The organism is Streptomyces sp. NPDC093801, assembly GCF_040701585.1.
Lineage (GTDB): Bacteria > Actinomycetota > Actinomycetes > Streptomycetales > Streptomycetaceae > Streptomyces.
In genome coordinates this window covers 123,027-148,873 of record NZ_JBFBDP010000022.1, presented here as the reverse complement: position 1 = coordinate 148,873, position 25,847 = coordinate 123,027, and the positions used below count along the sequence as shown (strand labels likewise).

The following is a 25,847-nucleotide window of genomic DNA, read 5'->3' as shown; positions in this document are numbered from 1 at the left end:
CCGGCCCTCCGACCGGGGTTCCCGCGCCGCTATTGGAAGCGCAGGAACTCCGGCGGTACGGCGTCCGCCAGCCAGACTCCGTTGGCGCTGACCCGGAAGACGTGCCCGGCCGCGCGCATCGCGCCGGCGTCCACCGCGAGGACCACCGGGCGGCCCCGGCGTGCCCCCACGCGGGTCGCCGTCTCACGGTCGGGCGACAGGTGCACGTGGTGGCGGGCCATCGGGCGCAGGCCCTCGGCGCGGATCGAGTCCAGGGCCCGCGCGACGGTGCCGTGGTAGAGGTACGCGGGCGGTTCCGCCTCCGGCAGGCCCAGGTCCACCGCGACGGTGTGGCCCTGGCTGGCCCTGATCCGGGTGCCCTCGACGGCGAACCGCTGTTTGTCGTTGGCGGCGACCACGTGGTCCAGCTCGGCGCGGCTGAAGGGGAACCTGTGCGCCGCCGCCGCGCGTAGCAGGTCGTCGATCTCCACCCAGCCCTGTGGGTCGAGCGTCAGTCCGATGCGTTCCGGCTGATGCCGCAGGTGTTTCGAGACGTATTTGGACACCTTCACGGCACGTTTCTCGTCCATGTGCCCAGCGTGCCGCCTCGATCGGGTCTCCGACAGGCATTTTCCCCCTCGGCAGCGCCCGCAGCCCCTCTATCGCCATTCCAAGATGCGGAATATATTTTCCGCTGTACGGCTACCCAGAGGGAGAAACTATGACAAATAAGGCTTCACTGCTGCGGCGCACGGCTGCCGAGCTCATCGGCACCGCGAGCCTGCTCGTGGTGGTGATCGGGTCCGGCATCCAGGCCGCGTCCCTCAGCCGCGACACCGGTGTCGCCCTCGTCGCGAACTCGCTGGCCTCCGCCATCGGCCTGGGGCTGATCATCACCCTCTTCGGCCCCCTGTCCGGCGCCCATCTCAACCCCGTCGTCACCCTCACCGCCTGGTGGGCCCGGCGCACCGGCGGCGAGGGGCTCGACGCCCGGGAGGCCTTCGCCTACGCCGTCGCACAGACCGCCGGGGCCGTCGGCGGCGCCGTCCTGGCCGAGGTGATGTTCGGCCGCACCCCCGGGACCTTCTCCACCCAGGTCCGCGACGGCGGCCACCTGCTGATCGGTGAGATCGTCGCGACCGCCGGACTGGTGCTGGTCATCCAGGGGCTCGGCCGCATCGGCCGCCCGAGGCTCATCCCGGTCGCGGTCGCCGCGTACATCGCCGCCGCGATCTGGTTCACCTCGTCGGGTTCCTTCGCCAACCCGGCCGGCACGATCGGCCGCGCCTTCAGCGACTCCTTCACCGGCATCGCCCCGCAGTCGCTGCCCGGGTTCGTCGCGGCGCAGCTGGCCGGCGGTGTCCTCGGCCTCGCCCTGGCCACGTTCCTCTACGGGCGCGAGCGCGGCCGGGCGGTGTCCGGGCCGGCGTCCTCCGGGCAGCCGGACGTGCAGAACCCGTTGGCCGATATGCCGCGTCCCGGTGCGGGGTTCGAGGTGATCGTCTGACGCACCCTCCGTGTTGCCCACAGGGAAAGGCGAGTTGTCCACAACCGTTTCGGCGGGTTTCGCCGCCATCTGAGCGATTCGCCCCGGGGGTCGCCTGTGGACTACCGATCGAGCATTACCGGCCGCCCCTGCTGGCCAGATCGTTCATCGTCCGGGCCTGGAGCTCGCGTTCCGTCGCGGCCCGGACGAACTCCGCCACGTGCTCCGGGCCCACCAGTTCCTGCACCGCCCGCACCGTCTCCGCGGGCAGCGCCACCGGTGCGGGCCCCGTCGGCTGGAGTGCGCCCGGGGCGCCCAGGTGGCGCTGGAGGTGCCGGGTCGCGAACAGCCGCATCGCCCGCGCCAGTTCGGCATCGACCGTCTGCTGCGCCAGGGGCCGCAGCCTGCGCACCATCGTCGCCGCCTCCGCCGCGTCCGAGTCCGTCGGCGGCACCTGACCGAGATAGCGGCCGAAGACGTGCTCGGTGGTGAACTCCAGGAAGCGCGAGGCGATGTGCTCCACCTGCCCGCGCAGTTCCCGCAGATGACCGGTGATCGCCCCGAGGGGCACCCCGGCCGCGTACAGCTCGGCAGCGACCGCCAACTCCTGCGGGGAGGGCACCAGGAACTCGTCCGGGCGGCCCGGGATCCGCTCCAGCACCCCGAGGTCGCAGGCCTCGTCCACCGCGCCCTCGTCGGGCAGGCCGCCGAACCGCGCGTCGAGGTCCTCCCGGCTGATCCGGTCGGCCTCCTCGTCGGTCCACGGCCCGTGCACCTCCGCGACCAGGCCGAGTACGCCGCCCAGCCCGCGCCCGGCGTCCCAGGCCTCCAGCAGCTCCTTGATGGAGGCCAGGGTGTAGCCGCGGTCCAGCAGGTCCGCGATCTGGCGCAACCGTGCCAGATGCGTGTCCCGGTACACGTTGGACCGGCCCCTCCGCTCCGGCTTCGGCAGCAGGCCGCGGTCCTGGTACGCACGGATCGTGCGCACGGTCGCCCCGCTGTGGTGGGCCAGATCCTCGATCCGGTACTCGGCTGGCGCCTGATCGGACAATCCCGGCTCCCTACGACATGGCGGCTGGGCCGACCGCGCCCGCCGCGGTCCGGGCGGCAGGAGGCGCCGCCAGGTACTCGGCCGCGTTGAGCAGCGAGCCCTCCTGCGAGGGATGGTACGACCGCAGGATGGAGCGGGGTACGTCCGTGCCGGGCCCGGTACGCGGCGGACCCGGACTCCGGCCGGCCGGGGCCGGGCCGGCCGGAGCCCGCTTCACAGCCGGGGTTCCAGCCTCGCGATCCTGCGCAGCGTGTTCGGCATGAACCGGGACATCCACAGCGCGCCCTTGGACTCGGGGGTCACCGGCACCACCGCCCGGTTCTCCACCACCGCCCGCAGGACCGCGTCGGCGACCTTCTCCGGCGGGAAGTTCCGCAGCCCGTACAGCCGCGAGGACCGCTCCTGGCGGCGCTTCTCCTCGGCCGCGTCCACCCCCGCGAACCGGGAGGTGGCCGTGATGTTGGTGTTCACGATGCCCGGGCATATCGCCGAGACCCCGATCGACCGGGACGCGAGCTCCGCGCGCAGGCACTCGCTCAGCATCAGCACCGCGGCCTTGGAGGTGCTGTACGCGGGCAGGGTCCGCGAGGGGAGATAGGCGGCGGCGGAGGCGGTGTTGACGATGTGCCCGCCCTGACCGCGCTCGGCCATCTGCCTCCCGAAGATCCGGCAGCCGTGGATGACCCCCCACAGGTTCACGTCGAGGACCTTCTTCCAGTCCTCGGAAGAGGTGTCGAGGAAGGAACCCGACAGCCCGATGCCGGCGTTGTTCACCAGCACGTCGACGATGCCGTACTCGGCGGCGACCTTCGCCGCGAGCTTCTCCATCGCCTGCTCGTCGCTGACGTCGACGCACTCCCCCCAGGCGTCGGCGGCGCCGACGAGCCGGGCCATCTCGGCGGTGCGGGCGGCCCCCTCGCCGTCCCGGTCCACGGCCACGACCCGGGCCCCGGCCTCGGCGAACGCGAAGGCGGTGGCCCGCCCGATGCCGCTGGCGGCGCCGGTGACGAGTACCAGCTGCCCCGCGAACCGGTCGGCGTACTTGCCCGGGGCCTTCCGCTCCGGGGCCTTGGCCGTGGGCTCCTCCCGGGCGGTGACGAACTCGCCGATCCAGGCGGCCACCTGGTCGGGCCGGGTCCTGGGGATCCAGTGCTTCGCCGGCAGGGTGCGCCGCACCAGGTCCGGGGCCCACCGCTCCAGGTCGTCGTAGAGCCGCTCGGAGAGGAAGGCGTCCCCGGTCGGGGTGATCAGCTGCACCGGCACGTGCGCGAACGCGTCGGCGCGCGGCCGGCGCAGGCGCGGCCGGACGTTGTCGCGGTAGAGCCATGCACCGTGCGCCGCGTCCGAGCGCAGCGAGGCCGTCGGATAGGCGGGGCCGGCCGGGACATCCTCCAGGCGGGCCAGGATCCTCGGCCAGCGCTTGCCCAGCGGGCCGCGCCAGGCGAGCTCCGGCAGCACCGGGGTGTGCAGCATGCCCACGTACCAGGACTTCGAGCCCTGGTTCAGCAGCTGGGCGGCCCGGCGCGGGGTGGGCCGGGCCATCCGCTTCTTGATCCAGTGCCCGAAGTGGTCGAGGGAGGGGCCGGACATGGAGGTGAAGGAGGCGATCCGGCCCTCGGTGCGGGCGACCGTCGCGAACTCCCAGCCCTGGACGGAGCCCCAGTCGTGGCCCACCAGGTGCACGGGCCGGTCCGGGCTGACGGCGTCCGCCACGGCCAGGAAGTCGTCGGTCAGCTTCTCCAGGGTGAAGCCCCCGCGCAGCGGGACCGGGGCCGAGGACCGGCCGTGGCCGCGCACGTCGTACAACACCACGTGGAACCGGGCCGCGAGCCGCTCGGCCACCTCCGACCAGACCTCCTTGCTGTCCGGGTAGCCGTGCACCAGCAGCACGGTGGGCCGGTCCGGCTCGCCGAGCTCGACGACGCACAGCTCGATCCCGCCCGTGCTCACCCGGCGCTCGCGCGCGCCCGCCAGGGCCGTACCGCTCATCCCGCTCATGCCGCCTTCTCCTCGGTCCAGCGCCGCACGTGCGGCAGGTCGTCGTCCAGCCAGAACGCGCTCTCCTCGGGATCCCGGGAGTCGGTGACGACCAGGATCTCCTCGAACTTCGCCCCCGTGCCCCGGAAGCCCAGGTGCGGCTCCACCGCCCACAGGCCGGGCTGCGGCGGATGGTCGGAGAAGCGGTAGGGGCTCCACAGCGGGGACCAGCCCTCGCGGTGGCCGTGCAGGGCGTCGGAGGCCAGCCCCTTGAGGGACTGGACGCCGAACCCGAACGCGGTCGGGGACCAGCGGCGCTCCCCGACCCGGTCGATCTTGTGCGCGATCACTCCGAACGGATAGGCCCGGTGCCGGTTGGCGTACCCCTGGCGGGTCATCAGCCGCTCGACGTTCTCGTAGATCTCGCGCAGCGGGCGGCGCTCGCGCACCTGTTCCAGGATCAGCGCGCGGTGCGGCCGCAGGTCGGACATCAGCCGGTCCTGCACCGGATTGAGGCCGAGGCTGCCCGAGTAGCCGATGTCGGCCGCGTAACCGCGGTGGACCGGCGCCATGTCCAGGATGAACGGCATCCCCGGCTCCAGCCTCCGGTTGGTGGGGAAGAACTGGAGCGGGATCCTGAAGCCCGCGAAGGCGGTGCGGTCCCCGAACCACGCGAAGGGCAGGTGGAACCAGTCCCGCACCCCCCGCTCGCGCAGCCACTCGCGCTGCATCCGGGCCGCCTCGCGCTCGGTCACCCCGGGTCGCAGCTGCGCCGCCACCGTCTCGGCGCACTCGTACGCGAGGCGCTGGACCTCCCTGAAGCCGCGCAGCTCGGCGGTGAGCCGCACCGGGCCGTGCGCGGTGCGTTCCCTCGTGTCCGTGTCCCCAGCCATGCCAGCCGTCCGTCCTCGTCAGCCGTACGCGCCGAAAGTTGACACTGATGAATGTGACAATGACCGGAGATCACGTCAAGGGTCGTGCACGGACCTGTGGACAACTCCGCGGACCGCCCGGCGACGTCAGCCTCGTGTCAGGGTGCGTAGTCCTCAAGGCGGAGAGAGGGTCCCGCTCCAGGTCTGACGACCCGGCCGGGCCCCGGCACTAACGTCGGACCCGTGACTGTCATCGCGACCGAAAGCCTGAGCAAGCGGTACCCCCGAGTGACCGCCCTCGACCGGCTCTCCCTGGACATCGGCCCCGGAGTGACCGGGCTCGTGGGCGCCAACGGAGCCGGCAAGTCCACGCTGATCAAGATCCTGCTCGGGCTGTCCCCGGCCACCGAGGGACGCGCCGCCGTACTCGGACTGGACGTCGCCACGCACGGCAGTGCCATCCGCGAGCGCGTCGGCTACATGCCCGAGCACGACGCCCTGCCGCCCGACGTCTCGGCGACCGAGTTCGTCGTCCACATGGCGCGCATGTCCGGGCTGCCGCCGACGGCCGCCCGCGAGCGGACCGCCGACACCCTGCGCCACGTCGGGCTGTACGAGGAGCGCTACCGCCCCATCGGCGGCTATTCCACCGGCATGAAACAGCGCGTCAAGCTCGCCCAGGCGCTCGTCCACGACCCGCAGCTGGTCCTCCTCGACGAGCCGACCAACGGCCTCGACCCGGTGGGCCGCGACGAGATGCTCGGCCTGATCCGCCGCGTCCACACCGACTTCGGCATCTCCGTCCTGGTCACCTCCCACCTCCTCGGCGAGCTGGAGCGGACCTGCGACCACGTCGTCGTCATCGACGGCGGCAAGCTGCTGCGCTCCAGCTCGACCAGCGACTTCACCCAGACCACGACCACCCTGGCGGTCGAGGTCACCGACTCCGACGCACACCCGGACGGAACGGCCGCCCTGCGCAAGGCGCTCACGGCGGCGGGCATCACCCTCCACGCGGGCGAGGAGCAGGGCCTGCCCGGAGCCGGCCACATCCTCCTCGTCGAGGCGACGGGCGAGGACACCTACGACGTCGTACGCGACACCGTCGCCGACCTCGGTGTCGGCCTGGTCCGCATGGAACAGCGCCGCCACCACATCGCGGAGGTCTTCCGCGAGAGCGACCAGTCCGCGCAGCGGATCCAGATCCAGCAGAGGGGAGCCGGTACCGATGGCGCCTGAGACCTCCACCCAGATCCACAACATCGGCTACCGGTCCTACGACGGTCCCCGGCTCGGCCGCTCCTACGCCCGCACCTCGCTCTTCTCGCAGTCGCTGCGCGGGGCGTACGGGCTGGGCCGCTCCGCCAAGTCCAAGGTCCTGCCGATGATCCTCTTCGCGGTGATGTGCGTCCCCGCGCTGATCATCGTCGCCGTGGCCATCGCCGTGCCCGGCTCCACCGACCTGCCGATCAAGTACACGACGTACGCCCTGACCACCCAGGTGGTCATCGGCCTCTACCTCGCGTCCCAGGCACCCCAGTCGGTCTCGCGGGACCTGCGCTTCAAGACGGTGCCGCTGTACTTCTCGCGGCCCATCGAACGGGTCGACTACGTCGTGGCCAAGTACGCCGCGATGGCCTCGGCCCTCTTCATCCTCACCGCCACCCCGCTGCTGATCATGTGGATCGGCTCGCTGCTGGCGAAGTTCGACTTCGGTCACCAGACCAAGGGATTCGGGCAGGCACTGGTGTCGGTACTCCTGCTGTCGCTGCTCTTCGCAGGACTCGGCCTGGTCATGGCCGCGCTCACCCCCCGTCGCGGCTTCGGCGTGGCCGCGGTCATCGCGATGCTGCTCATCCCCTACGGTGCCGTCTCCACGGTGCAGGCGGTCGCCTACGGGACGGGGAACACCGGTCCCATCGAGTGGCTGGGCCTCTTCTCCCCGATCACCCTGATCGACGGCGTGCAGACCGCGTTCCTCGGTGCGACCTCCGCCTTCCCGGGCGGCGAGGGCCCCTCGGCCGGCACCGGCGTCGTCTACCTGCTCGTCATCCTCGGCCTCATCGCCGGCTCCTACGCCGCCCTGATGGCCCGCTACCGGAAGGCCGGGCTGTGACCACCATCGACATCGACCACGCCTCTCGCTGGTTCGGGAACGTCGTCGCCGTCAACGACGTGACCATGCGCATCGGCCCCGGCGTCACCGGCCTCCTCGGCCCCAACGGCGCGGGCAAGTCCACCCTCATCAACATGATGGGCGGCTTCCTCGCCCCCTCCACCGGCACCGTCACCCTCGACGGCGCCCCGATCTGGCGCAACGAGCAGGTCTACCGCCAGATCGGCGTCGTACCCGAGCGCGAGGCGATGTACGACTTCCTCACCGGGCGGGAGTTCGTCGTCGCCAACGCCGAGCTCCACGGGCTCGACGACGCGGCGGCCCAGCGGGCGCTGGCGACCGTCGAGATGGAGTACGCCCAGGACCGCAAGATCGCCACGTACTCCAAGGGCATGCGCCAGCGCGTGAAGATGGCCTCCGCGCTGGTCCACGAGCCGTCGGTGCTGCTGCTCGACGAGCCCTTCAACGGCATGGACCCGCGCCAGCGCATGCAGCTCATGGACCTGCTGCGGCGGATGGGCGACGAGGGCCGGACCGTCCTGTTCTCCTCCCACATCCTGGAGGAGGTCGAGCAGCTCGCCTCGCACATCGAGGTGGTCGTCGCCGGCCGGCACGCCGCGTCCGGGGACTTCCGCAAGATCCGCCGCCTGATGACGGACCGCCCGCACCGCTACCTCGTCCGCTCCTCCGACGACCGGGCCCTCGCCGCGGCGCTGATCGCCGATCCGTCGACCGCCGGGATCGAGGTAGACCTCAAGGAGGGCGCCCTGCGCATCCAGGCCGTCGACTTCGGCCGGTTCACCGAGCTGCTGCCCCGGGTCGCCCGGGCGCACGGCATCCGGCTGCTGACGGTCTCGCCCTCCGACGAGTCCCTCGAGTCGGTCTTCTCCTACCTCGTCACGGCCTGAAAGGAGCTGGCAACCACCATGTACGAGCCCACCGTCGCCCGGCTCACCTACCGGGCCCTGCTCGGCCGCCGCCGGGCCGCGATCCTCTTCGCGCTGCCCGCCCTGCTGATCGTCATCTCCGTCGCCGTCCGCTTCTTCACCGGGGTGGACGACAAGGTCGCCGCGGAACTGCTCGGCGGCTTCGCGCTCGCCACGATGGTCCCGCTGATCGGCGTCATCGCCGGCACCGGGGCCATCGGCCCGGAGATCGACGACGGCTCGATCGTCTACCTGCTCTCCAAGCCGGTGAAGCGCCCGACGATCATCATGACCAAGCTGATCGTCGCGATCGCCGTCACGATGGCCTTCTCCGCCGTCCCGACACTGATCGCGGGCTTCATCCTCAACGGCAACGGCCAGCAGATCGCCGTGGCCTACACCGTCGCGGCGCTCGTCGCCTCGATCGCCTACAGCGCCCTCTTCCTGCTGCTGGGCACCGTCAGCCGGCACGCGGTCGTCTTCGGCCTGGTCTACGCCCTGATCTGGGAGTCCCTCTTCGGCAGCCTCGTCTCCGGTGCCAAGACCCTCAGCGTCCAGCAGTGGGCCCTGGCCCTGGCCGAGAAGATCGCCGGACAGGGGTACGTCGACTCCAGCGTCGGCCTGCCCACCGCCGTGCTCCTGCTCGTCGCGGTCACCGTCGGCGCCACCGCGTACGCGGGCCAGAAGCTCCGCCGCCTCACCCTGGCCGGCGAGGAGTAGCCGCCGCCGGAGGTCCGAACCGTGCCCCGCCCGGCCCACCAGCCAGGCGGGGCACGGCCGTACGGGGCATCATCGGGGCATGATCGAGCACACCGGACCCGAGCCGTCCAGGCCCCTGCGGGCCTGGATACGTTCCTCGCCCGGCACGCACATATGGCTGCTGATCGTGGCCCTGACCAGCGTCGTCGTGGCGATCGCCCCGGACCGGCTCGATCACGTGCTGCTCCACCGCAACAGCAGCAACATCCACCAGCTGGTCAAGTACCCCTTCCGGGCCCTCCTCAGCAGCGCCTTCTGGATCGAGAACCCGGCCTCGCTCCCCCTCTACGCCCTGCTGTTCGAGGTCTTCCACGCCACCGTGGAACGCTGGCTCGGCACCTTGCGCTGGCTGGTGATCGTCGCGACCGCCCATGTCGTCGCCACCCTCGCCAGCCAGAAGGTCCTCCTGATGGCCATCCAGGACAACCGTGCGCCGCACAGCATGACCCATGTCGTGGACATCGGCGTCAGCTACGGGCTCGCGGCCTCCGCCGGCGTCCTGACCTACCGGCTCCCGGACCCCTGGAGATGGCTGTACCTGGCCGGGGTCGTGGCCTTCTTCGGGATTCCGCTCGTCACCGGCGGCACCTTCACCGACCTCGGCCACGCCATCTCCCTGGCCGTCGGACTGCTGGCCTGGCCGCTGACCCTCCACCCGGAGCCCCAGGGGGACCGTGTTTCACGTGAAACATGAGCCGGTCGTCCCGACCGGACGAGTGCGCGGAAATTCGCTGGTAAGGGGGGTGCGGCCCCGGCACAGTGGGAACTGCGGGGAGCAACAAAAGGTCCGGGACAGCCACTTCGAGCGCGCCTCACGGCGCGGGCTGTTCCGGACCCTCTGCGCGGCGGAACGCTCAGGCGGCGCCCAGCAGGCGCTCCAGGACCACCGCGATGCCGTCCTCCCGGTTCGACGTGGTCACCTCGTCGGCCACGGCCTTCAGGTCGGCGTGGGCGTTGGCCATCGCGACACCGTGCGCGGCCCAGCCGAACATGGGGATGTCGTTGGGCATGTCGCCGAAGGCGATCGTCTCGGCGGCCTTCACCTTCAGCCGCCGGGCGGCGAGCGAGAGCCCCGTGGCCTTGCTCAGCCCCAGCGGCAGGATCTCCACTATCCCCGGCCCGGCCAACACGATGTCGACCAGGCTGCCGACGGTCTCCCGGGCCACCTTCACCAGCTCGTCGTCGCCCATCCCCGGGTGCTGGATGTACAGCTTGTTGAGGGGCGCGCTCCAGACGGCCGTGGTGTCCTCCAGGTAGAGCGCCGGGAGGCCCTCCTGCACCTGGTAGCCGGGGCCGAACAGGACCTCGCCGTCCACCCCGTCCCGGCTGGCGGCCAGCGCCAGCGGGCCCACCTCGGCCTCTATCTTCGACAGCGCCAGACCGGCCAGCTGCCGGTCGAGCGTCACCGAGGTCAGCAGCCGGTGCGCCCCCGCGTCGTAGACCTGGGCGCCCTGACCGCAGACGGCGATCCCCTTGTAGCCGAGGTCGTCCAGCACGCTCCGGGTCCAGGGCACGGCCCGGCCGGTGACGATGATGTGCGCCGCGCCCGCCGCGGTGGCCGCGGCGAGCGCCTCACGGGTGCGCTCCGAGACGGTGTCGTCGTCACGCAGGAGCGTGCCGTCGAGGTCCGTCGCGACGAGCTTGTACGGGAACGGGGCCGGGCTCACTTGGCGATCGGCTCCAGGACCTCACGGCCGCCCAGGTACGGGCGGAGCACCGGGGGGACCCGCACGGAGCCGTCGGCCTGCTGGTGGTTCTCCAGGATGGCCACGATGGTGCGCGGGACGGCGCAGAGGGTGCCGTTCAGCGTGGACAGCGGAGCGGTCTTCTTGTCCTCGCGGTAGCGGATCTGCAGGCGGCGGGCCTGGAAGCCGTCACAGTTCGAGGCGGAGGTCAGCTCGCGGTACTTGCCCTGGGTCGGGATCCAGGCCTCGCAGTCGAACTTGCGGGAGGCCGAGGCGCCCAGGTCGCCCGTGGCGACGTCGATGACCTGGAACGGCAGCTCCAGGCTGGTCAGCCACTGCTTCTCCCACTCCAGGAGACGCTTGTGCTCGGCCTCGGCGTCCTCCGGCGCGACGTACGAGAACATCTCGACCTTGTCGAACTGGTGGACGCGGAAGATGCCGCGGGTGTCCTTGCCGTACGTACCGGCCTCGCGGCGGAAGCACGGCGAGAAGCCGGCGTACCGCAGGGGCAGCTTGTCGGCCTCGATGATCTCGTCCATGTGGTACGCGGCGAGCGGGACCTCGGAGGTGCCGACCAGGTAGTAGTCGTCCTTCTCCAGGTGGTACACGTTCTCCGCGGCCTGGCCGAGGAAGCCGGTGCCCTCCATGGCGCGCGGGCGGACCAGGGCCGGGGTGAGCATCGGGATGAAACCGGCCTCGGTGGCCTGGGCGATCGCCGCGTTGACGAGGGCGAGCTCCAGCAGGGCGCCGACGCCCGTCAGGTAGTAGAAGCGCGAGCCGGACACCTTGGCGCCGCGCTCGACGTCGATGGCGCCCAGCGCCTCGCCGAGCTCCAGGTGGTCCTTGGGCTCGAAGCCCTCGGCGGCGAAGTCGCGGATCGTGCCGTGCGTCTCGAGGACGGCGAAGTCCTCCTCGCCGCCGACGGGGACGTCCTCGTGGACGATGTTGCCGAGCTTGAGCAGGAGCTGCTTGGCAGCCTCGTCCGCCTCGTTCTGCTCGGCCTCCGCCGCCTTGACGTCGGCCTTGAGCCGCTCGGCCCTGGCCAGCAGCTCGGCCCGCTCCTCGGGAGTGGCCTTGGGGATGAGCTTGCCGAGGGACTTCTGCTCATTGCGCAGTTCGTCGAAGCGCATGCCGGAAGACCTGCGGCGCTCGTCGGCGGAGAGCAGTGCGTCGACGAGGTCGACGTCCTCTCCGCGGGCTCGCTGCGAGGCGCGCACACGGTCAGGGTCTTCACGGAGCAGCCGAAGGTCAATCACCCCTCCAGGCTACCGGTCTGGGCTTCCGAGGATCACACCGATATCACGCTGCGTGTCATTATGTCCCGATTGGGCCGAAAGCAAATCCCTTGCCCCGATGGCCGGATGACGCCCCTCGGGGGTGCCGATAAAACCGGCCTGATTCGCTGAAAAGGGGCACCGTGGGGAGCGGCGGGCCGGGTCTGCGCAGCGTCGTGGGCTTCGCCTTGTCCACAGGAATTCCCTCCCCGCCCCCTTTATCCACAGGCTGTGCGCCGCATCTGTGGACACGGAATTAGATCAATAGGGATCCATGAGGGGGCCGGGCGGTCTGGGGTCCAAACCACCCTCACACACTCATTCGGGTGGGAATGACTCGCTCCAAAGAGTTGATCGGCGATACAGGGGTGACGTCGTTCACCTGTCGCTTCCCAGCGCGAAACCTGAGTCGCCCGACCGATTTGTCGACCTTGTCGTGCCGCCCTGTCGACTTGTCCCCAGGTTCCCTTCTCGCCCTGTGGATAACTCTGTGGACAAGTGGACGGAACGGGGGACTCTCTACGCCCGGCCGTCGAGGCAGCGGGCCAGCCAGTCGGAGGCCTCCGTGAAATCGCCGTCCGAGGTCCCCGGCCGCGTGGCGCGCACCTCACTCAGAGCGACCCCCGCGCGCGGGTAGGAGCCCAGGAACCGGACCTGGGGACAGGTCCGCCGCAGCCCCATCAGGGCCTCGCTCACCCGGCGGTCGGAGATGTGCCCCTCGGCGTCCACGGCGAAGCAGTAGTTGCCGATCCCCTCACCCGTCGGCCGGGACTGGATCAGCATCAGGTTCACCCCGCGGACGGCGAACTCCTGGAGGAGCTCCAGCAGGGCGCCGGGGTGGTCGTCGCCGAGCCACAGCACGACGGAGGTCTTGTCGGCGCCCGTGGGGGCGGCCGGCCGGGCGGGCCGCCCGACGAGTACGAACCGGGTCTCCGCGTTCTGCGCGTCGTGGATCTCGGTGACCAGCGCCTCCAGCCCGTACGTGGCCGCCGCGAACTCACCCGCGAAGGCCGCGTCGAACCGGCCCTCCTGGACCAGCCGCGCCCCGTCGGCGTTGGAGGCGGCCGACTCCCACACGGCGTCGGGCAGGTGCGTCCGCAGCCAGTTGCGCACCTGCGGCTGGGCGACCGGGTGCCCGGTGACGGTCTTGATGTCCGACAGCTTGGTCCCGGGCCGCACCAGCAGCGCGAACGCGATGGGCAGCAGCACCTCGCGGTAGATCATCAGCGGCTCGCCCGAGGCCAGCTCGTCGAGGGTGGCGGTGACCCCGCCCTCCACGGAGTTCTCGATCGGCACCAGCGCGGCCGCGGCCTCGCCGGCCCGCACGGCGTCCAGGGCGGCCGGGACCGACACCATCGGGACGAGCTCCCGGGTGGCGGCTTCCGGCAGGGTGCGGAGGGCCGCTTCGGTGAACGTGCCCTCGGGACCGAGATAGGTGAAGCGCGTGGCCGACATGCGGTCAGCCTAATGCCGGGCGGGCCGCCGCCGTGGTGCTGTTCACCCTTCGAGCAGCCGCTGCCCGACGTACTCCCCGGCCCGCGGGCCGGGCGGTACGGCGTACAGCCCGCTCGACTCGTGCCGGATGAACTCCGACAGTGCGTCGCCCCGGTCGAGCTTGCGCTGGACCGGGACGAAGCCGCGCAGCGGATCGGCCTGCCAGCAGATGAACAGCAGGCCGGCGTCCGGGGTGCCGTCGGGGGCGATCCCGTCGTGGAAGGAGAACGGCCGCCGCAGCATGGCGGCGCCGCCGTTCTGCGCCGGGGCGGAGATCCGCGCGTGCGCGTTGGACGGGATGACCGGCTTGCCGTCGGGGCCGAGCTTGTCCAGGGCCAGCGGGGTGGTCTCGCCGCCGCCGGTCAGTGGCGCGCCGTTGGCCTTGGTGCGGCCGATGACCTGCTCCTGCTGGGCCTGGGACTGCTTGTCCCAGTCGTCCAGCAGCATCCGGATCCGGCGGACGACCGCGTACGAGCCCCCGCCCATCCAGGCGTGCTCGGCGGGGCCGGGCCCGGCGGCGGGCACGAAGATCCGCTTCTCGAAGTCGGGGTCCGCGGGCTTCGGGTTTCCGGTGCCGTCGACCTGGCCCATGAGGTTCCGGGCGGTCATCGGGGAGGCGGTGGCCCCGGGGGAGCGGTTGAAGCCGTTCATCTGCCAGCGCACCCGGGCGGCCTCGCCGGCGTCCTTCTGGAGGGCGCGCAGGGCGTGGAAGGCGACGAGGCCGTCGTTCGAGCCGATCTGCACCCACAGGTCGCCGTTGCTGCGCTGGGCGTCGAGCCGGTCCGAGGAGAAGTCGGGCAGCGGGTCGAGGGCGGTCGGGCGGCGGGCGGCGAGGCCCGTGCGGTCGAAGAAGGAGTGGCCGAACCCGAAGGTGACGGTGAGGGAGGACGGGCCCGCGTCGAGGGCGATGCCGCTGTCCCCCGTCGGGGCGGTCTCCCCCGCCATCAGCCGCCGGGCCGTCCCGGACCAGCGGCGCATCAGCGCGGCCGCCTCCGTGCGCCCGGCGCCCGGCGCCAGGTCGAAGGCGAGGACGTGGCCCTTGGCCTGGAGCGGGGTGGTGATGCCCGCCTGGCGGTCCCCTTCGAAGGCGACCGCGGTGGCGCCGAGGGAGGCCAGGGACCCGGCCGCGCCGGGGGCGGCGGCCGGGGCGTCGGTGGCCGCCGAGTGCACGAGGGCGCCCCCGGTGGCGCCGAGCGCGAGCCCGACGGCGCCTGCGGCGCCGACCGTGCCCAGCAGTCGGCGCCGGGAGATCTCGATGTCGGGGTTGCTCGCGGTGGTGCTGTCGGTCACGCTGTTCAGCCGATCTTCACGTTCTTCTGGACGGTCGTCTGGTCGATGTCGGAGGTGCGGACGGTCACGTCGATGCGCCATTCGCCCGCGAGCGGCAGCTGGACCCCGGACGCCGTCCAGTGTCCGGGAGCGGCGCGGTCCGGGGTCACCGGCAGCGGGCCGATCTCCTGGGCCGGGAGGGTGAAGGAGATCTTGATCTCGGGCAGGTCGGCCGGCTTCCCGTCGGCGCCGTCGGCCCACAGGTGGAGGGTGTTGGCGCCGACCCGGCCCGGGTCGAGCTCGACCCGGACGCTGCCCTTGCCGTTCTGGCCGCCGGTGTCGTACGGCAGGGTGATCTTGATCGCGCGGTCGGGCACGGCGGTGGCGGCGGAGCCCCGTCCGGCTTCCTGCTCCAATGCGCGGCCCGGCTCGGTGCCGGTCAGGACGGTGGTGACGGCCAGCAGGACCACGGCCACCGCGGCCTCGGCGAGCACGGAGCGGCGCAGGCCCGAGCGGCCGGGGTCGGCGTCGCGCACCTGGTTCTCCAGGGCCTTCTCGCGGGCCGCCGCCTGCCGTGCGAGCTGTGCGGCACGCTTCGGGTCGACGGGCTCAGTGGGCTCGGCGGCCTTGGCGGGCTCGGCCGGCCCGGTGCCCTCGGCCCGCTCGGCCGGGGTGCTCCCGGTCGACGTTTCACGTGAAACATCGTTCCCCGCCCCCACCACGGCCGGCTCGGCGGCCCGCTCCTCCACCACGGTGTCGGCGAGCTTCGCGGTCCACTTGCGGGAGAAGGAGGCGACGGCGACCAGGACGGCCACCAGGGCGACCTTGATCAGCAGCAGCCGTCCGTAGCTGGTGCCGGTCAGCGCCGACCAGCTGCCGAGCTGCCGCCAGGACTGGTAGACGCCGGTGGCGGTGAGGACCAGGACGCTGGTGAAGGCGACCCGGGAGAAGCGCTGGACGGCGGACCGCTCGATGTCCGCCGCCGTGCGGAGGGCGACGAGCAGGGCGGCGAGACCGCCGAGCCAGGTGGCCACGGCCAGCAGGTGCAGGATGTCGGCCGGCATCGCGATGCCGGTCTGGATACCGGTGGAGGCGTGCTCGGCGAGTGCCCAGGTGGCGGCGATGCCCGCAGCCACGACCGTGCCGCCGATACCGAGCCCGAACGCCAGGTCTCCGGTGTCCTTGGCCTCCTCGGGGGTCTGCGCGCCGGCGTTCTTCTGGCGGCGCGCGTAGGCACCGAAGAGGACGGCGATGAACAGCGCGGCCGCGCCGAGCAGCAGCAGCCGGGACACGAAGGAGGCGCCGGTCTTGGTCTCCAGAACGGCCTTGAGGCCGTCGAGGTCGAAGGCGTCCGCGAACGTGCCCGACCCGGTGTACGGGGTGCGGAGCACCAGCATCGCCAGGGTGGCGGCGGTGAGGGTGACCCAGCCGCGCACCACCAGCTTCTGCAGCGGGCGCTCGGCGGACCCCCGGCGCCAGCACAGCAGGATGAAGGCGGATGCGCCGACGAGGACGGTGAACCCGGCGTAGGCGGCGTAGCGGGCGATGCCGTACGCAATGCCGACGGGGCCGCCGCCCACCTTCTGGGCGGACAGGGACACGGAGGTGGCCGAGGGGGCGCCGACGGAGAAGGTGAAGGCGCCGGAGACCGGGTGGCTGTCGGCCGACACGGCCTGCCAGGCGACGGTGTAGGTGCCGTCGGGCAGCCCCGAGTGCAGGGCGGTGCCGTAGCGGATGACCGATCCGCTGCACATGTTCCGCAGCTCGCCGGTGTCGACGCGCTTGCCCTGCGGGTCCATGACGCGGATCGAGTCGTCACCCATGGCGACCTCCTCCGAGAAGGAGAGGGTCACCTGGGCGGGCGCCGTGGCGACCACCGCCCCGTCCTTGGGGTCGCTCGCGGTGAGTGCGGCGTGCGCCGTGGCCGGGGCGGCCGCGGTGAACAGGGTTGCCAGCAGGGCTGCGAGAACCAGCGCCAGCCGCGGCAGCGAAGCCGTGGCGCGGACGCGGAAGGGAGGGGGAGCGGAGGCGGTGGCCGTCATGGCGTGTCAGTTCCTCGGTCCGTCAGTGGGCGGTGGAGTTCTGGGCGTTGTACGTCCGTTCCTTGACGTCCAGCTCGACCTTGACCGGATCGGCCTTCTCGAAACGCAGCTCGACGGTGACCTTGTCGCCGACGTTCGGCTTGTTCTTGAGGCCCATGAACATGATGTGGTTGCCGCCGCGCTCCAGCTTCAGCTCTCCGTCGGCGGGCACGTCCATGGACTGGACCTGCTGCATCTTCTGGTCCTTGGTCTCGTGGACCTGGAGATCGTCCGAGAGCGGGCTGGTGACTCCGACCAGCTTGTCGGCGGTCTTCGAGTCGTTCTTGATGACCATGAAAGCGCCGGCCATCTTGTCGTTGACCGGTTCGGGCATGTAGCCCCCGCTGACGGTCATCTTCGGCTTGGCCGACTCCCCGGCCTGCGTGCCGGCGCTCGCGTTCGACGAGGAGCCGGAGCCCGAGGAGGAATCCGTGGAGGACGAGGAGGAGCAGCCGGATATGGCGAGCGCGGCCGTCAGGGAGAGGGCGACGGCGAGGGTGCGGGTGGTGCGGGCGTTCACGGGTTCTCTCCCTTGATGATCTTCGGCAGGTCCTTGGTGTAGTCGTCGACGGTCGTGCCCTCGCCGTAGAGGACGTAGCCCTCGTCGGTCTTGGGCGAGAACGCGATGACCTGGGCCCCGTGCATGGAGACGACGCTGCCGTCGGCCTCCTTCTTCGGGGCCTCGATACCGATGCCGAGGGAGCGGGCGGCGGCCTGGATGGTGCTGAAGTCGCCGGTGAGCCCGGTGAACGCCGGGTCCTGGGCCCTGAGCCAGGCGCCGAGGGACTCCGGGGTGTCCCGTTCGGGGTCCGTGGTGACGAAGACGACCTGGAGCTTGTCCCGGTCCGCCTGGGGGAGCGCCTTCTTGGCGACGGCGATGTTGCTCATCGTCAGCGGGCACACGTCGGGGCAGTTGGTGTAGCCGAAGTAGATGAGCGTCGGCCGGCCCTTGGTCTGCTCGCGCAGGTTCCACGGCTTGCCGGTGGTGTCCGTGAGGACGAGGTCCGGCTTGTCGAAGGGGCGGTCGAGGACGGTCGCGGCTCCGGCCTTCTTCTCGCCGGTGATCTGCGTGACCGAGCCGTTGTTCTTGGCCGGTCCGCCGCCGCAGGCGGTGAGGGTGAGTGCGGCCGCCGCCGCGAGGGCGGCGACCGTCACACGTGTGGTGCGCATATGGAGATGTCCCTGGGATCGGGGGTGCTACGGATGTTCTTGACGGGCCGGGAACGGCCTGCGGACGGGCCCGACGGGCCCGTGACGACAGGCCCGCGGGCCCGCTGGATCAGGCGGAGCGGCGGCGCGAGGCGATGCCGAAGGCCACCCCGCCGAGGCCGATGACGATGCCGGCGATGCCGAGGGCGCGTGCGGTGGTGTCGGAGCCGCTCTTGGGGGCGGCCTCGTCGTGCTCCGCCTCGTCCTTGCCGGCGCCCTTGGCGTCGGCCGGCTTGGCGTCGTCGTGGCCGTCCGCGGGCTTGGCGGCGGTCAGCTTCAGCACCGGGGCGGGGGTCTGCGGCTCGGGGGCGCCTTCCTTGGACTCCTCGATCCAGCGGACGACCTCGTTGTTGTCGTAGGTCTGGATGGCCTTGAAGACCATCTTGTCGGCGGTGTCGGGGAGCTTGCCGACGGACACCGGGAACTGCTGGAACTTGCCGGGCTCGATCTTGCCGCCGGTCCAGGTGACCTTGGTGACGACCTCGTTCACCTGCTTGCCGTGCACGTTCAGCGGCTTGTCGAGCTTGGTCTTCTCGACGGAGGAGGTCCAGCCCGGGATGTCCTGCGGCATGACGGAGGTCAGCGGCTGGTCGACCGGGAAGTTGACCTCGATCTGGGTGGTCGAGGCGTTGTCGCGCTCGTTCGGGACCTTGAAGTTGATCGTCGCGTAGCCGCCCTTGGGGGCCTCGCCGGGCTGCACGCTCACGTGCGCGAAGGCGGTACCGGACAGGGCGAGGACGGCGCCGGCGGCGAGGGCGGCGGCGAAGGAGACGCGAGAGGTCTTCATGGCAGAAACACTCCACAGAGCAGGGGTGAACGGTGGGTCCGCACGTACGGGCGCGCGCGGAGGTCACGGCACCGGTGCTCCCGCCGGGTGTCCCGAGGAGTGGAGGTGCCGCGTCAGGCTGCGAGGACGAGCGCAGCCGGCGGCCCACGCCGGATCACGGTGTGCAGGAGTGCGTCCCGGCCGGTCGTCACGGCGGGCGCGGAGGCGGTCCGGCGGGCCCGGGGGCCGCGCGCGGGAGCGCCGAGGAGCCCGGCCGCGAGAACCCGTACGAAGGCCAGCGCGGCGCGCAGCGGACGTATCGGGTCGGCTTCGCCCGAGAGCCGGGACAGTTCGACGAGCCGGAACAGCGCGGCGTCGCCCCGGCCCAGCAGCCAGCCGGCCGCGAGCGCGGCCAGCAGGTGGCCGAGCAGCATGGCCGGGCTGAAGAGCCCGATCCCCGGGGCTCCGGTGGGGGCTTCGGCCAGGTGCATGTGGCCCATGTGCCCCGACGCGGACGCCTGCGCGGCCAGGGCGGCCGGGTCCAGCCCGGCGGCCTCCAGGATCCGGCGGGCGTCGGCCGGGCTCAGCGGTACGGAGTTGCCCCCGCAGACCAGCTGGGCGGCGAGCGCCGCCAGCGAGGTGTCGGAGCCCGCGGCCGGGGCCTGTGCGAGGGCGGCGCCGTGCTGGCCGAGGCCGAACAGCGTGTGCAGCCCGAGCTGGCCCACGGCCAGTCCGGCGGCGATGCCGGGCCGCGAACGGCGGCGTCCCGCGAGGGGTGCCGCGATCGCGAAGACGGCTGCGAAGGCCAGGGCCAGTGCCCACCACGGCACGGTCGCGCAGGAGGCCACGGCGTGGCCGGCCGCGGACAGCACGACGCAGACCGCGGTGAACACCGCGGCCCGTGTGGTCCGGAGCCCCGCTCCGGCGCGCGTCGTGTGGGTGGCAGACATGGCCGGGCCATCATCGCACTGGGCCCGGGCGCTGCCTACGGCAGGTGCTGGAGGGACCCTATGGTTCCGGTGTGCGACGGGTATCCCGTCGGTGCGCGGTCAGCGCGCGGTCAGCGCCCGGACCGGACCCTGACGGCGCCCCGGCCGGGCGCCTGCCGCCGGCTGACGGGCCGCTGACCAGGGCTCCGGCCGTACCGTCCCGGCGCGGCCGGCCCGTGCGCCTACGCGCCTGATACACGCCGGACGCACATGCCGCGTCGGCCGAATGAGGGCTGTGCCGGCCGCCGGGGGCTTACGCGCCACCGGAGGCGGCAATAGGTACCCGTATGAGCATCTGGTGGTCTCTCCACTTGCGGCGCGAAGCCGCGAGCGTGCCGCTGGCCCGGCGACTGCTGCTGGGGACGATGGAGACCGCGGGGGTGGACCCGGACATCTCCTACGAGCTGTCGGTCGCGCTGAGCGAGGCGTGTGCCAACGCGGTGGAGCACGGCGGCCGCGGCGGTCCGGCCGGGGGCCCGGTCGGCGTCCCCGCCGACGACGTCCTGGACGGCACCGAGGCGTACCACGTCACCGCCTACCTCGACGGGGACCGCTGCCGCATCGAGGTCGCCGACTCGGGGCCGGGGTTCCCGCCCTCGACGGTGGCCCGCCGCAGACCCTCCCTGGCCGAGCACGGCCGGGGCCTGCACCTGATCGCGGAGCTCGCCGACCACGTCCGCCTGCGCAACCGCCCGGGCCGGGGCGCGGTGGTGAGCTTCGAGCGGATGCTGAAGTGGCGTGACGACGCGCTGCTGAGGGTGTCCTAGGAACGCCGTCGGGGCGGGGACCGGATCCGGTCCCCGCCCCGACGGTACGGCGGCGGCGTCAGCCCTTGAGGCGCGCCATCCAGGCCTCGACCTCGACCGAGGTGCGCGGCAGCCCGGCCGACAGGTTCCGGTTGCCGTCCTCGGTGACGAGGATGTCGTCCTCGATCCGGACGCCGATGCCCCGGTACTCCTCGGGCACGGTCAGGTCGTCGGCCTGGAAGTACAGGCCGGGCTCGACGGTCAGGCACATGCCCGGCTCCAGGGTGCCGTCGACGTACGCCTCGGTGCGCGCGGCGGCGCAGTCGTGGACGTCCATGCCGAGCATGTGGCCGGTGCCGTGCAGGGTCCAGCGGCGCTGCAGCCCGAGCTCCAGGACGCGCTCGACCGGGCCCTCCAGCAGGCCCCACTCCACGAGCTTCTCGGCCAGCACGTGCTGGGCGGCGTCGTGGAAGTCGCGGTACTTCGCGCCCGGCTTGACGGCGGCGATGCCGGCTTCCTGCGCCGCGTAGACCGCGTCGTAGACCTTGCGCTGGATGTCGGTGTACGTGCCGTTGATCGGCAGCGTGCGCGTGACGTCGGCGGTGTAGAGGGAGTGGGTCTCCACGCCGGCGTCGAGCAGCAGCAGGTCGCCGGAGCGGACCGCGCCGTCGTTGCGCACCCAGTGCAGGGTGCAGGCGTGGGCGCCGGCGGCGGCGATGGTGCCGTAGCCGACGTCGTTGCCCTCGACGCGGGCGCGCAGGAAGAAGGTGCCCTCGATGTAGCGCTCGGAGGTGGCCTCCGCCTTGTCGAGGACCTTCACGACGTCCTCGAAGCCGCGGACGGTGGAGTCCACGGCCTTCTGCAGCTCGCCGATCTCGAAGGCGTCCTTCACGGCGCGGGCCTCGGAGAGGTAGACGCGCAGCTCCTCGTCCCGCTCCTTGGTCACCTTGTCGGTGAGGGCGGACTCGATGACGGAGTCGTGGCCGCGGACGGCGCGGACCGGGCCGGTGGCCTCGGTCAGGGCCTCGGGCAGCTCGCGGACGTCCTTGGCCGGGATGCCCAGGAGCTGCTCGGCCTCGGTGAGGGAGTGGCGGCGGCCGACCCAGAGCTCGCCCTGGCCCGACAGCCAGAACTCGCCGTTCTCGCGGTCCGAGCGGGGCAGCAGGTAGACCGTGGCCTCGTGGCCGGTCTCCGTGGGCTCCAGGACCAGGACGCCGTTCTCGGTCTGGTCGCCGGTGAGGTACGCGTACTCGGTGGAGGCGCGGAAGGGGTACTCGGTGTCGTTCGAGCGGGTCTTCAGCCGGCCCGCGGGGATCACCAGGCGCTCGCCGGGGAAGCGGGCGGACAGCGCGGCGCGGCGGTCGGCGGTGTGGCCGGCCTGGGCGATGGGCTCGAGCCCGTGCAGCTCGGTGTCGGCCCAGCCGGTGCGCATGCTCTCCGCGAGTTCCTCGCTGACGCCCGGGTACAGCCCGTTCTTGCGCTGCTTGTGCTTCTTCTGGGGCTGCTCTTCTTCCGGGGTCTCCGGGGTGAGCTCGTCAGCCACGTCATCTCCTCAGCCGCTACGACACGCACGGGTCCGGGTGCGAACCCCGTTCATCGTATGTGTGAGGAGGCGGCGCCCGGCCAGTCCTGTGACATACCAGTCAAAACGGGCGCCTGCCGGTGGGCCTCGGCCGCTCAGTCGAACCGGGCCGCGAGCAGGACGACGTCCTCGCCGTCCCGGTACGGGTCGGACGCGGCCGGGCCCGTCCCGTCTTCGGGGAGCAGCGTGCGCAGGATGTGGTCGCAGAGGGCCGCCGGGTCCTCCCGGGCGCCGCGCGGAACCCCGGCGGCCGCCGCGTGCAGCCGGGCGTACGCCCGGTCCATGGGGTCGCCCGTACGGCGCAGCAGCCCGTCCGTGTACAGCAGCACCGTTTCTCCGGATGCGGGCTCGATCTCCACGCTGGGCGCTTCCCAGCAGGCCAGCATCCCCAGCGGCGCCGAGAGCGAGGTCTCGACGTACTCGGTGCGCCGCTCGCCGATCAGCAGCGGCGGCATGTGCCCCGCGCCGGCCAGGAGGATCTTGCGGGCGGCGGGCTCGCAGTACGCGAAGAGGGCGGTGGCCGACCGCGCGGGCTCGGTCAGGCGCAGCAGCAGCTCCAGGTCGGACAGGACCGCGACGGGGTCCTCCCCCTCCATGACGGCGTACGCGCGCAGCGAGGCCCGCAGCCGGCCCATGGCGGCGACGGCGCTCGGACCGGATCCGGTGACCGATCCGACGGCGAGCCCCATGGCGCCCTCGGGCAGCGGCAGCGCGTCGTACCAGTCGCCCCCGCCGAGGGGGCCGCTGCGGTGCCGGGCGGCGAGCCGGACCCCGGGGATCCGGGGCAGCCGGCTGGGCAGCAGCTCCTCGGAGACGGTGGCCAGGCGGGTGCGGGAGCGGTCCACCTCCAGCATCCGGGCCAGGTGTTCGGCCGCGTGCCGGACGTAGAGGCCGACCAGGTCGCGCTGGCGGTCGCTCGGTTCGGCCTGCTCGTCGTAGAGCCAGACGGCCGCGCCGAGCCGGCCGGTGGCTTCGGCGGTCAGCGGCAGCGCGTAGCTGGCGGCGTAGCCGAGGCGGGCGGCCACCTCGCGGTGGCGGGGGTCGACGGCGGGTGCGTGGCCCGCGGGGCCGGGGGCGGCCGCCGCGCCGGGCTCCGGGAGCACCTCGGAGCCGCCGTGGGCGTCGGGGAGCCCGTCGAGGATGCGGCCGTACGAGGTGGCGCTGCGCGGCACCGTCTCGATGTGGCCGAGGTCGGCACGGCCCAGGCCCAGGCCGATGGTGGAGGTGGGGCCGAGTCCGTCGGAGGGCTCCAGGACCACCAGTCCGCGCCGGGCGCCGACGAGGACGGCCCCGGCGCGCAGGAACTCCCGCAGGGAGGAGTCGAGGTCGCGGGTCCGGGCGAGGCGCTCGGTCAGCTCGTGGAGGGTGGTGAGGTCGGAGACCATGCCCGCCAGCCGGTCCTGGATGACGCTGCTCGCGGCAGGCGGGGAGGCCTGGGCGGGGGCGGTCCGGGCGGAGGTGGCCGCGGCGGAGGACAGGGAGCCGGGCGCGGGCGCGACAGTGTGCGCCGACCCGTTGACTGCTGGATCGATTCCAGCCACTTTCGGCAGATGCGGGGCGCTCATGGCGTCCGCCTTTCCACCTGGTGCGATTCGCCATATAGCATCGCAAACCCCCAGATCGTGCTGCGCCGCCATCAATGGATCCACATCTACACGCACCCGAGGATCGATGTCCAGCATTGTCCCGGTGGGAATCCTGGTGTCCGTGGGACGGCAACTCACTGTCCAGCCAGGGCTAAAACTTGGCTGGAAAAAGCTGGAAGCGGACGGTTTTTGCGATCGACTGGACAGGCGCTTCCAGGGGTCCGGGTACGTAGTCGCTAGTGCCCGGGGCCAGTTGGCGCCCCCGGCACCGCCGGGAACCGCCCGGCCCGGGTCGTCGTCCTAAGCGGCGGCAGCCGGTCTCGACACCGGTGCGGGTCGCTCGGACCGCTCGCTCCGGGCCCCCGCCGGACGTTTGACGGACCCGTAAGACAACTGCACGAACCGTGTGAACCTGCTTCTGGCGGACTAGTGACGCGAAACGTGTACGTGTGGTGAAACACCGCTCACGTGGTGTGATGTGGCCCTCGACGTTCAACGGAAAGGAACGAGCGCTCATGCGCGAGATCCTCGGAAGGCGTCTCCAGCGGCTCCGCGATCGCTTGAAGTTCCCGCGCGCCGCCTCCCGTACCGCCGTGGAGCCCGGTGCCGGCGCGGCTCCGTCCCTCCTCGACGCGGCCCTGACCTGTGCCACCGTCCGGCAGTGGCCCGTACTGCCCGGCGTGGGCCGGGCCGGTGGCGACAGTCGGCGCTGCGCCTGTCCCGACCCCGACTGCGTGGTGCCCGGAGCCCATCCCTTCGATCCCGGACTGCTCGCAGCCACCACCGACGCCCGGATGGTGGCCTGGTGGTGGGGGGAACGGCCCGCCGCCCCGCTGCTGCTGGCCACCGGCGGGGCCGCCCCGTGTGCGGTGAGCCTGCCGGCCAAGGCGGCCGCGCGCGCCGTCGTACGGCTGGACGCGCAGGGCATGCGGCTCGGTCCGGTCGTCGCCACGCCCACCCGCTGGTCCCTGCTCGTGGCGCCCTACTCGCTGGAACGGCTCGGCGAACTCCTCTACGCCAAGGACCACGTGCCCTCCTCGCTGCGCTTCCACGGCGAGGGCGGCTACCTGCTGCTGCCGCCCTCCCCGGCGTCCGGTGGCGGACAGGTCCGCTGGGAGCGGGAGCCCGAGCCGCGCCACCCCGGTTCGGGCGCCCTGTGGCTGCCGGAGGTGGAGGCGGTCGTGGACGCGCTCGTCGAGGCGAGCAGCGGTGCTCCCGGCGGCGGCAGTCGGCTCGCGTACTGAGCGCGCACGGCCTGCGCATCACTCGTACGGGTGTCACCACGGCGAGTTTCCAAGGGAATTGGGCGCGGGCATCTCCGTGCCCCATTCCCGCGTCGCTATCTTCGGCGAATGAATCTCCGCCTCATCGGTATCGGCGCCGGTGTGCTGATCATCTTGTCGCTTCCCCTGGCCGGAGCGATCGCCGGGCCGGATTTCGCCGGTCAAGGCGACGGGAAAGGCGGGGGGTTGCTCGCCTCGCTCGGCCTTTCCCCCTCCTCCGGCGCACCGGACGCGGTGCGCCCCGCCGGCGACCCCGCACGGCCCGGCCCGCCGGAGCAGCCCCGCACCGATGCGCGCTGCGGTCCCGAACTCTCCGCCCCGCAGGGCCTGGAGGCGCAGACATGCGTGCTCGTGAGCGAGGGACGGACCTGGGGCCGGAGCTACTACCGCAACACCGGCGGCCGCCCGCTGGACGCCGTGCTGACGGTGATGGGGCCGGCGGGGCGGACGGTGCAGATCCACTGCGCGGTGGCGGCGGGTGACGAACCGGGCCTGTGCGAGACGCCCCGGGAGGAGTCGGCGGGGGCGCCGGGCGCCTACTCGGCCGTGGCGGAGTTTGCAGTTCCGGACGATGAAGGGCGGCTGCTGCTGCGGTCCGGGAGCAACTCACCGGCGCCGTCGGGCGGTTGAGCACCGCCGAAAGACAGAGGCCCGGTCGCTGGCGACGGGGGATGCACCAGCGACCGGGCTACAAGAACGGTAACAAGAGATCGCCTG

General features: G+C 72.2%; 24 protein-coding genes. 9 read left to right on the top strand and 15 right to left on the bottom strand.

What is annotated here, in order from left to right:
• Positions 1-29 precede the first annotated feature (29 nt).
• Positions 30-569, bottom strand: coding sequence for an RNA 2'-phosphotransferase (locus AB0469_RS25625; RefSeq protein ID WP_366453776.1), 540 nt, complete (start codon positions 567-569; stop codon positions 30-32).
• Positions 570-700: 131 nt separating this feature from the next.
• Here AB0469_RS25625 and AB0469_RS25620 point away from each other — a divergent pair, with 131 nt between their 5' ends.
• Positions 701-1,486: an MIP/aquaporin family protein gene (locus AB0469_RS25620; protein ID WP_366453775.1), complete on the top strand. Its 786-nt coding sequence runs from the start codon at positions 701-703 to the stop codon at positions 1,484-1,486.
• Between the two features lie 115 nt (positions 1,487-1,601).
• On the opposite strand, the gene AB0469_RS25615 is transcribed toward AB0469_RS25620, so the two are convergent.
• The 3 genes from AB0469_RS25615 to AB0469_RS25605 all read right to left on the bottom strand — a co-directional run bounded on the left by AB0469_RS25615 (position 1,602) and on the right by AB0469_RS25605 (position 5,386).
• On the bottom strand, positions 1,602-2,516 hold the full coding sequence (locus AB0469_RS25615) for a MerR family transcriptional regulator (RefSeq protein ID WP_366453774.1): 915 nt from the start codon (positions 2,514-2,516) through the stop codon (positions 1,602-1,604).
• Positions 2,517-2,729: 213 nt separating this feature from the next.
• Positions 2,730-4,505 carry an SDR family oxidoreductase gene (locus AB0469_RS25610; RefSeq protein WP_366453794.1) on the bottom strand — a complete coding sequence of 592 codons (1,776 nt, stop codon included), beginning with the start codon at positions 4,503-4,505 and terminating at the stop codon, positions 2,730-2,732.
• Positions 4,506-4,510: 5 nt separating this feature from the next.
• On the bottom strand, positions 4,511-5,386 hold the full coding sequence (locus AB0469_RS25605; protein WP_366453773.1) for a M24 family metallopeptidase: 876 nt from the start codon (positions 5,384-5,386) through the stop codon (positions 4,511-4,513).
• Positions 5,387-5,608: 222 nt separating this feature from the next.
• Here AB0469_RS25605 and AB0469_RS25600 point away from each other — a divergent pair, with 222 nt between their 5' ends.
• The 5 genes from AB0469_RS25600 (at position 5,609) to AB0469_RS25580 (ending at position 9,860) form a co-directional block, all read left to right on the top strand.
• The gene (locus AB0469_RS25600) at positions 5,609-6,604 is read left to right on the top strand and encodes an ABC transporter ATP-binding protein (RefSeq protein WP_366453772.1); all 996 of its coding nucleotides are present in this window, start codon (positions 5,609-5,611) and stop codon (positions 6,602-6,604) included.
• Entirely contained in the window at positions 6,594-7,481 is an 888-nt protein-coding gene (locus AB0469_RS25595) for an ABC transporter permease (RefSeq protein WP_366453771.1), read from the top strand. The genes AB0469_RS25600 and AB0469_RS25595 overlap by 11 nt, the downstream gene beginning before the upstream one ends.
• On the top strand, positions 7,478-8,389 hold the full coding sequence (locus tag AB0469_RS25590) for an ABC transporter ATP-binding protein (RefSeq protein WP_042818920.1): 912 nt from the start codon (positions 7,478-7,480) through the stop codon (positions 8,387-8,389). Before AB0469_RS25595 ends, AB0469_RS25590 begins: the two co-directional genes overlap by 4 nt.
• Before the next feature lie 18 nt (positions 8,390-8,407).
• On the top strand, positions 8,408-9,127 hold the full coding sequence (locus tag AB0469_RS25585; RefSeq protein WP_042818919.1) for an ABC transporter permease subunit: 720 nt from the start codon (positions 8,408-8,410) through the stop codon (positions 9,125-9,127).
• Between the two features lie 79 nt (positions 9,128-9,206).
• A complete protein-coding gene (locus tag AB0469_RS25580; protein ID WP_366453770.1) occupies positions 9,207-9,860 on the top strand; it encodes a rhomboid-like protein in 654 nt (217 codons plus the stop codon).
• A 160-nt stretch (positions 9,861-10,020) separates the two neighbouring features.
• Here AB0469_RS25580 and AB0469_RS25575 read toward each other — a convergent pair whose 3' ends face one another.
• The 9 genes from AB0469_RS25575 to AB0469_RS25535 form a co-directional block, all read right to left on the bottom strand.
• Positions 10,021-10,833, bottom strand: a complete 813-nt coding sequence (locus AB0469_RS25575) for an HAD family hydrolase (protein ID WP_366453769.1) — start codon at positions 10,831-10,833, stop codon at positions 10,021-10,023.
• Positions 10,830-12,107 (bottom strand): serine--tRNA ligase, encoded by a 1,278-nt coding sequence (gene serS, locus AB0469_RS25570; RefSeq protein WP_366453768.1) that lies wholly within the window; start codon positions 12,105-12,107, stop codon positions 10,830-10,832. Before serS ends, AB0469_RS25575 begins: the two co-directional genes overlap by 4 nt.
• A 537-nt stretch (positions 12,108-12,644) precedes the next feature.
• Positions 12,645-13,580 carry a prephenate dehydratase gene (gene pheA / locus AB0469_RS25565; protein WP_366453767.1) on the bottom strand — a complete coding sequence of 312 codons (936 nt, stop codon included), beginning with the start codon at positions 13,578-13,580 and terminating at the stop codon, positions 12,645-12,647.
• A gap of 42 nt (positions 13,581-13,622) precedes the next feature.
• Positions 13,623-14,909 carry an iron uptake transporter deferrochelatase/peroxidase subunit gene (efeB, locus tag AB0469_RS25560; RefSeq protein ID WP_366453766.1) on the bottom strand — a complete coding sequence of 429 codons (1,287 nt, stop codon included), beginning with the start codon at positions 14,907-14,909 and terminating at the stop codon, positions 13,623-13,625.
• A gap of 5 nt (positions 14,910-14,914) precedes the next feature.
• Positions 14,915-16,930, bottom strand: coding sequence for a copper resistance protein CopC (locus tag AB0469_RS25555; protein ID WP_366453765.1), 2,016 nt, complete (start codon positions 16,928-16,930; stop codon positions 14,915-14,917).
• Positions 16,931-16,952: 22 nt separating this feature from the next.
• The gene (locus tag AB0469_RS25550; protein ID WP_366453764.1) at positions 16,953-17,489 is read right to left on the bottom strand and encodes a copper chaperone PCu(A)C; all 537 of its coding nucleotides are present in this window, start codon (positions 17,487-17,489) and stop codon (positions 16,953-16,955) included.
• Positions 17,486-18,139 carry an SCO family protein gene (locus AB0469_RS25545; protein WP_366453763.1) on the bottom strand — a complete coding sequence of 218 codons (654 nt, stop codon included), beginning with the start codon at positions 18,137-18,139 and terminating at the stop codon, positions 17,486-17,488. Before AB0469_RS25545 ends, AB0469_RS25550 begins: the two co-directional genes overlap by 4 nt.
• 109 nt (positions 18,140-18,248) lie before the next feature.
• Positions 18,249-18,965 carry a YcnI family protein gene (locus tag AB0469_RS25540; protein ID WP_366453762.1) on the bottom strand — a complete coding sequence of 239 codons (717 nt, stop codon included), beginning with the start codon at positions 18,963-18,965 and terminating at the stop codon, positions 18,249-18,251.
• A gap of 113 nt (positions 18,966-19,078) precedes the next feature.
• A complete protein-coding gene (locus AB0469_RS25535) occupies positions 19,079-19,894 on the bottom strand; it encodes a hypothetical protein (RefSeq protein WP_366453761.1) in 816 nt (271 codons plus the stop codon).
• A gap of 326 nt (positions 19,895-20,220) precedes the next feature.
• Here AB0469_RS25535 and AB0469_RS25530 point away from each other — a divergent pair, with 326 nt between their 5' ends.
• On the top strand, positions 20,221-20,700 hold the full coding sequence (locus tag AB0469_RS25530) for an ATP-binding protein (protein WP_366453760.1): 480 nt from the start codon (positions 20,221-20,223) through the stop codon (positions 20,698-20,700).
• A 58-nt stretch (positions 20,701-20,758) separates the two neighbouring features.
• Here AB0469_RS25530 and AB0469_RS25525 read toward each other — a convergent pair whose 3' ends face one another.
• Together AB0469_RS25525 and AB0469_RS25520 are read right to left on the bottom strand one after the other, a co-directional pair.
• Positions 20,759-22,222, bottom strand: coding sequence for an aminopeptidase P family protein (locus AB0469_RS25525; RefSeq protein WP_366453758.1), 1,464 nt, complete (start codon positions 22,220-22,222; stop codon positions 20,759-20,761).
• Positions 22,223-22,356: 134 nt separating this feature from the next.
• The gene (locus AB0469_RS25520) at positions 22,357-23,943 is read right to left on the bottom strand and encodes a PP2C family protein-serine/threonine phosphatase (RefSeq protein WP_366453757.1); all 1,587 of its coding nucleotides are present in this window, start codon (positions 23,941-23,943) and stop codon (positions 22,357-22,359) included.
• Positions 23,944-24,362: 419 nt separating this feature from the next.
• On the opposite strand from AB0469_RS25520, the gene AB0469_RS25515 reads away from it, so the two are divergent.
• Entirely contained in the window at positions 24,363-25,091 is a 729-nt protein-coding gene (locus tag AB0469_RS25515) for a bifunctional DNA primase/polymerase (RefSeq protein ID WP_366453756.1), read from the top strand.
• Between the two features lie 108 nt (positions 25,092-25,199).
• Positions 25,200-25,760 (top strand): hypothetical protein, encoded by a 561-nt coding sequence (locus AB0469_RS25510; protein WP_366453754.1) that lies wholly within the window; start codon positions 25,200-25,202, stop codon positions 25,758-25,760.
• Positions 25,761-25,847 lie beyond the last annotated feature (87 nt).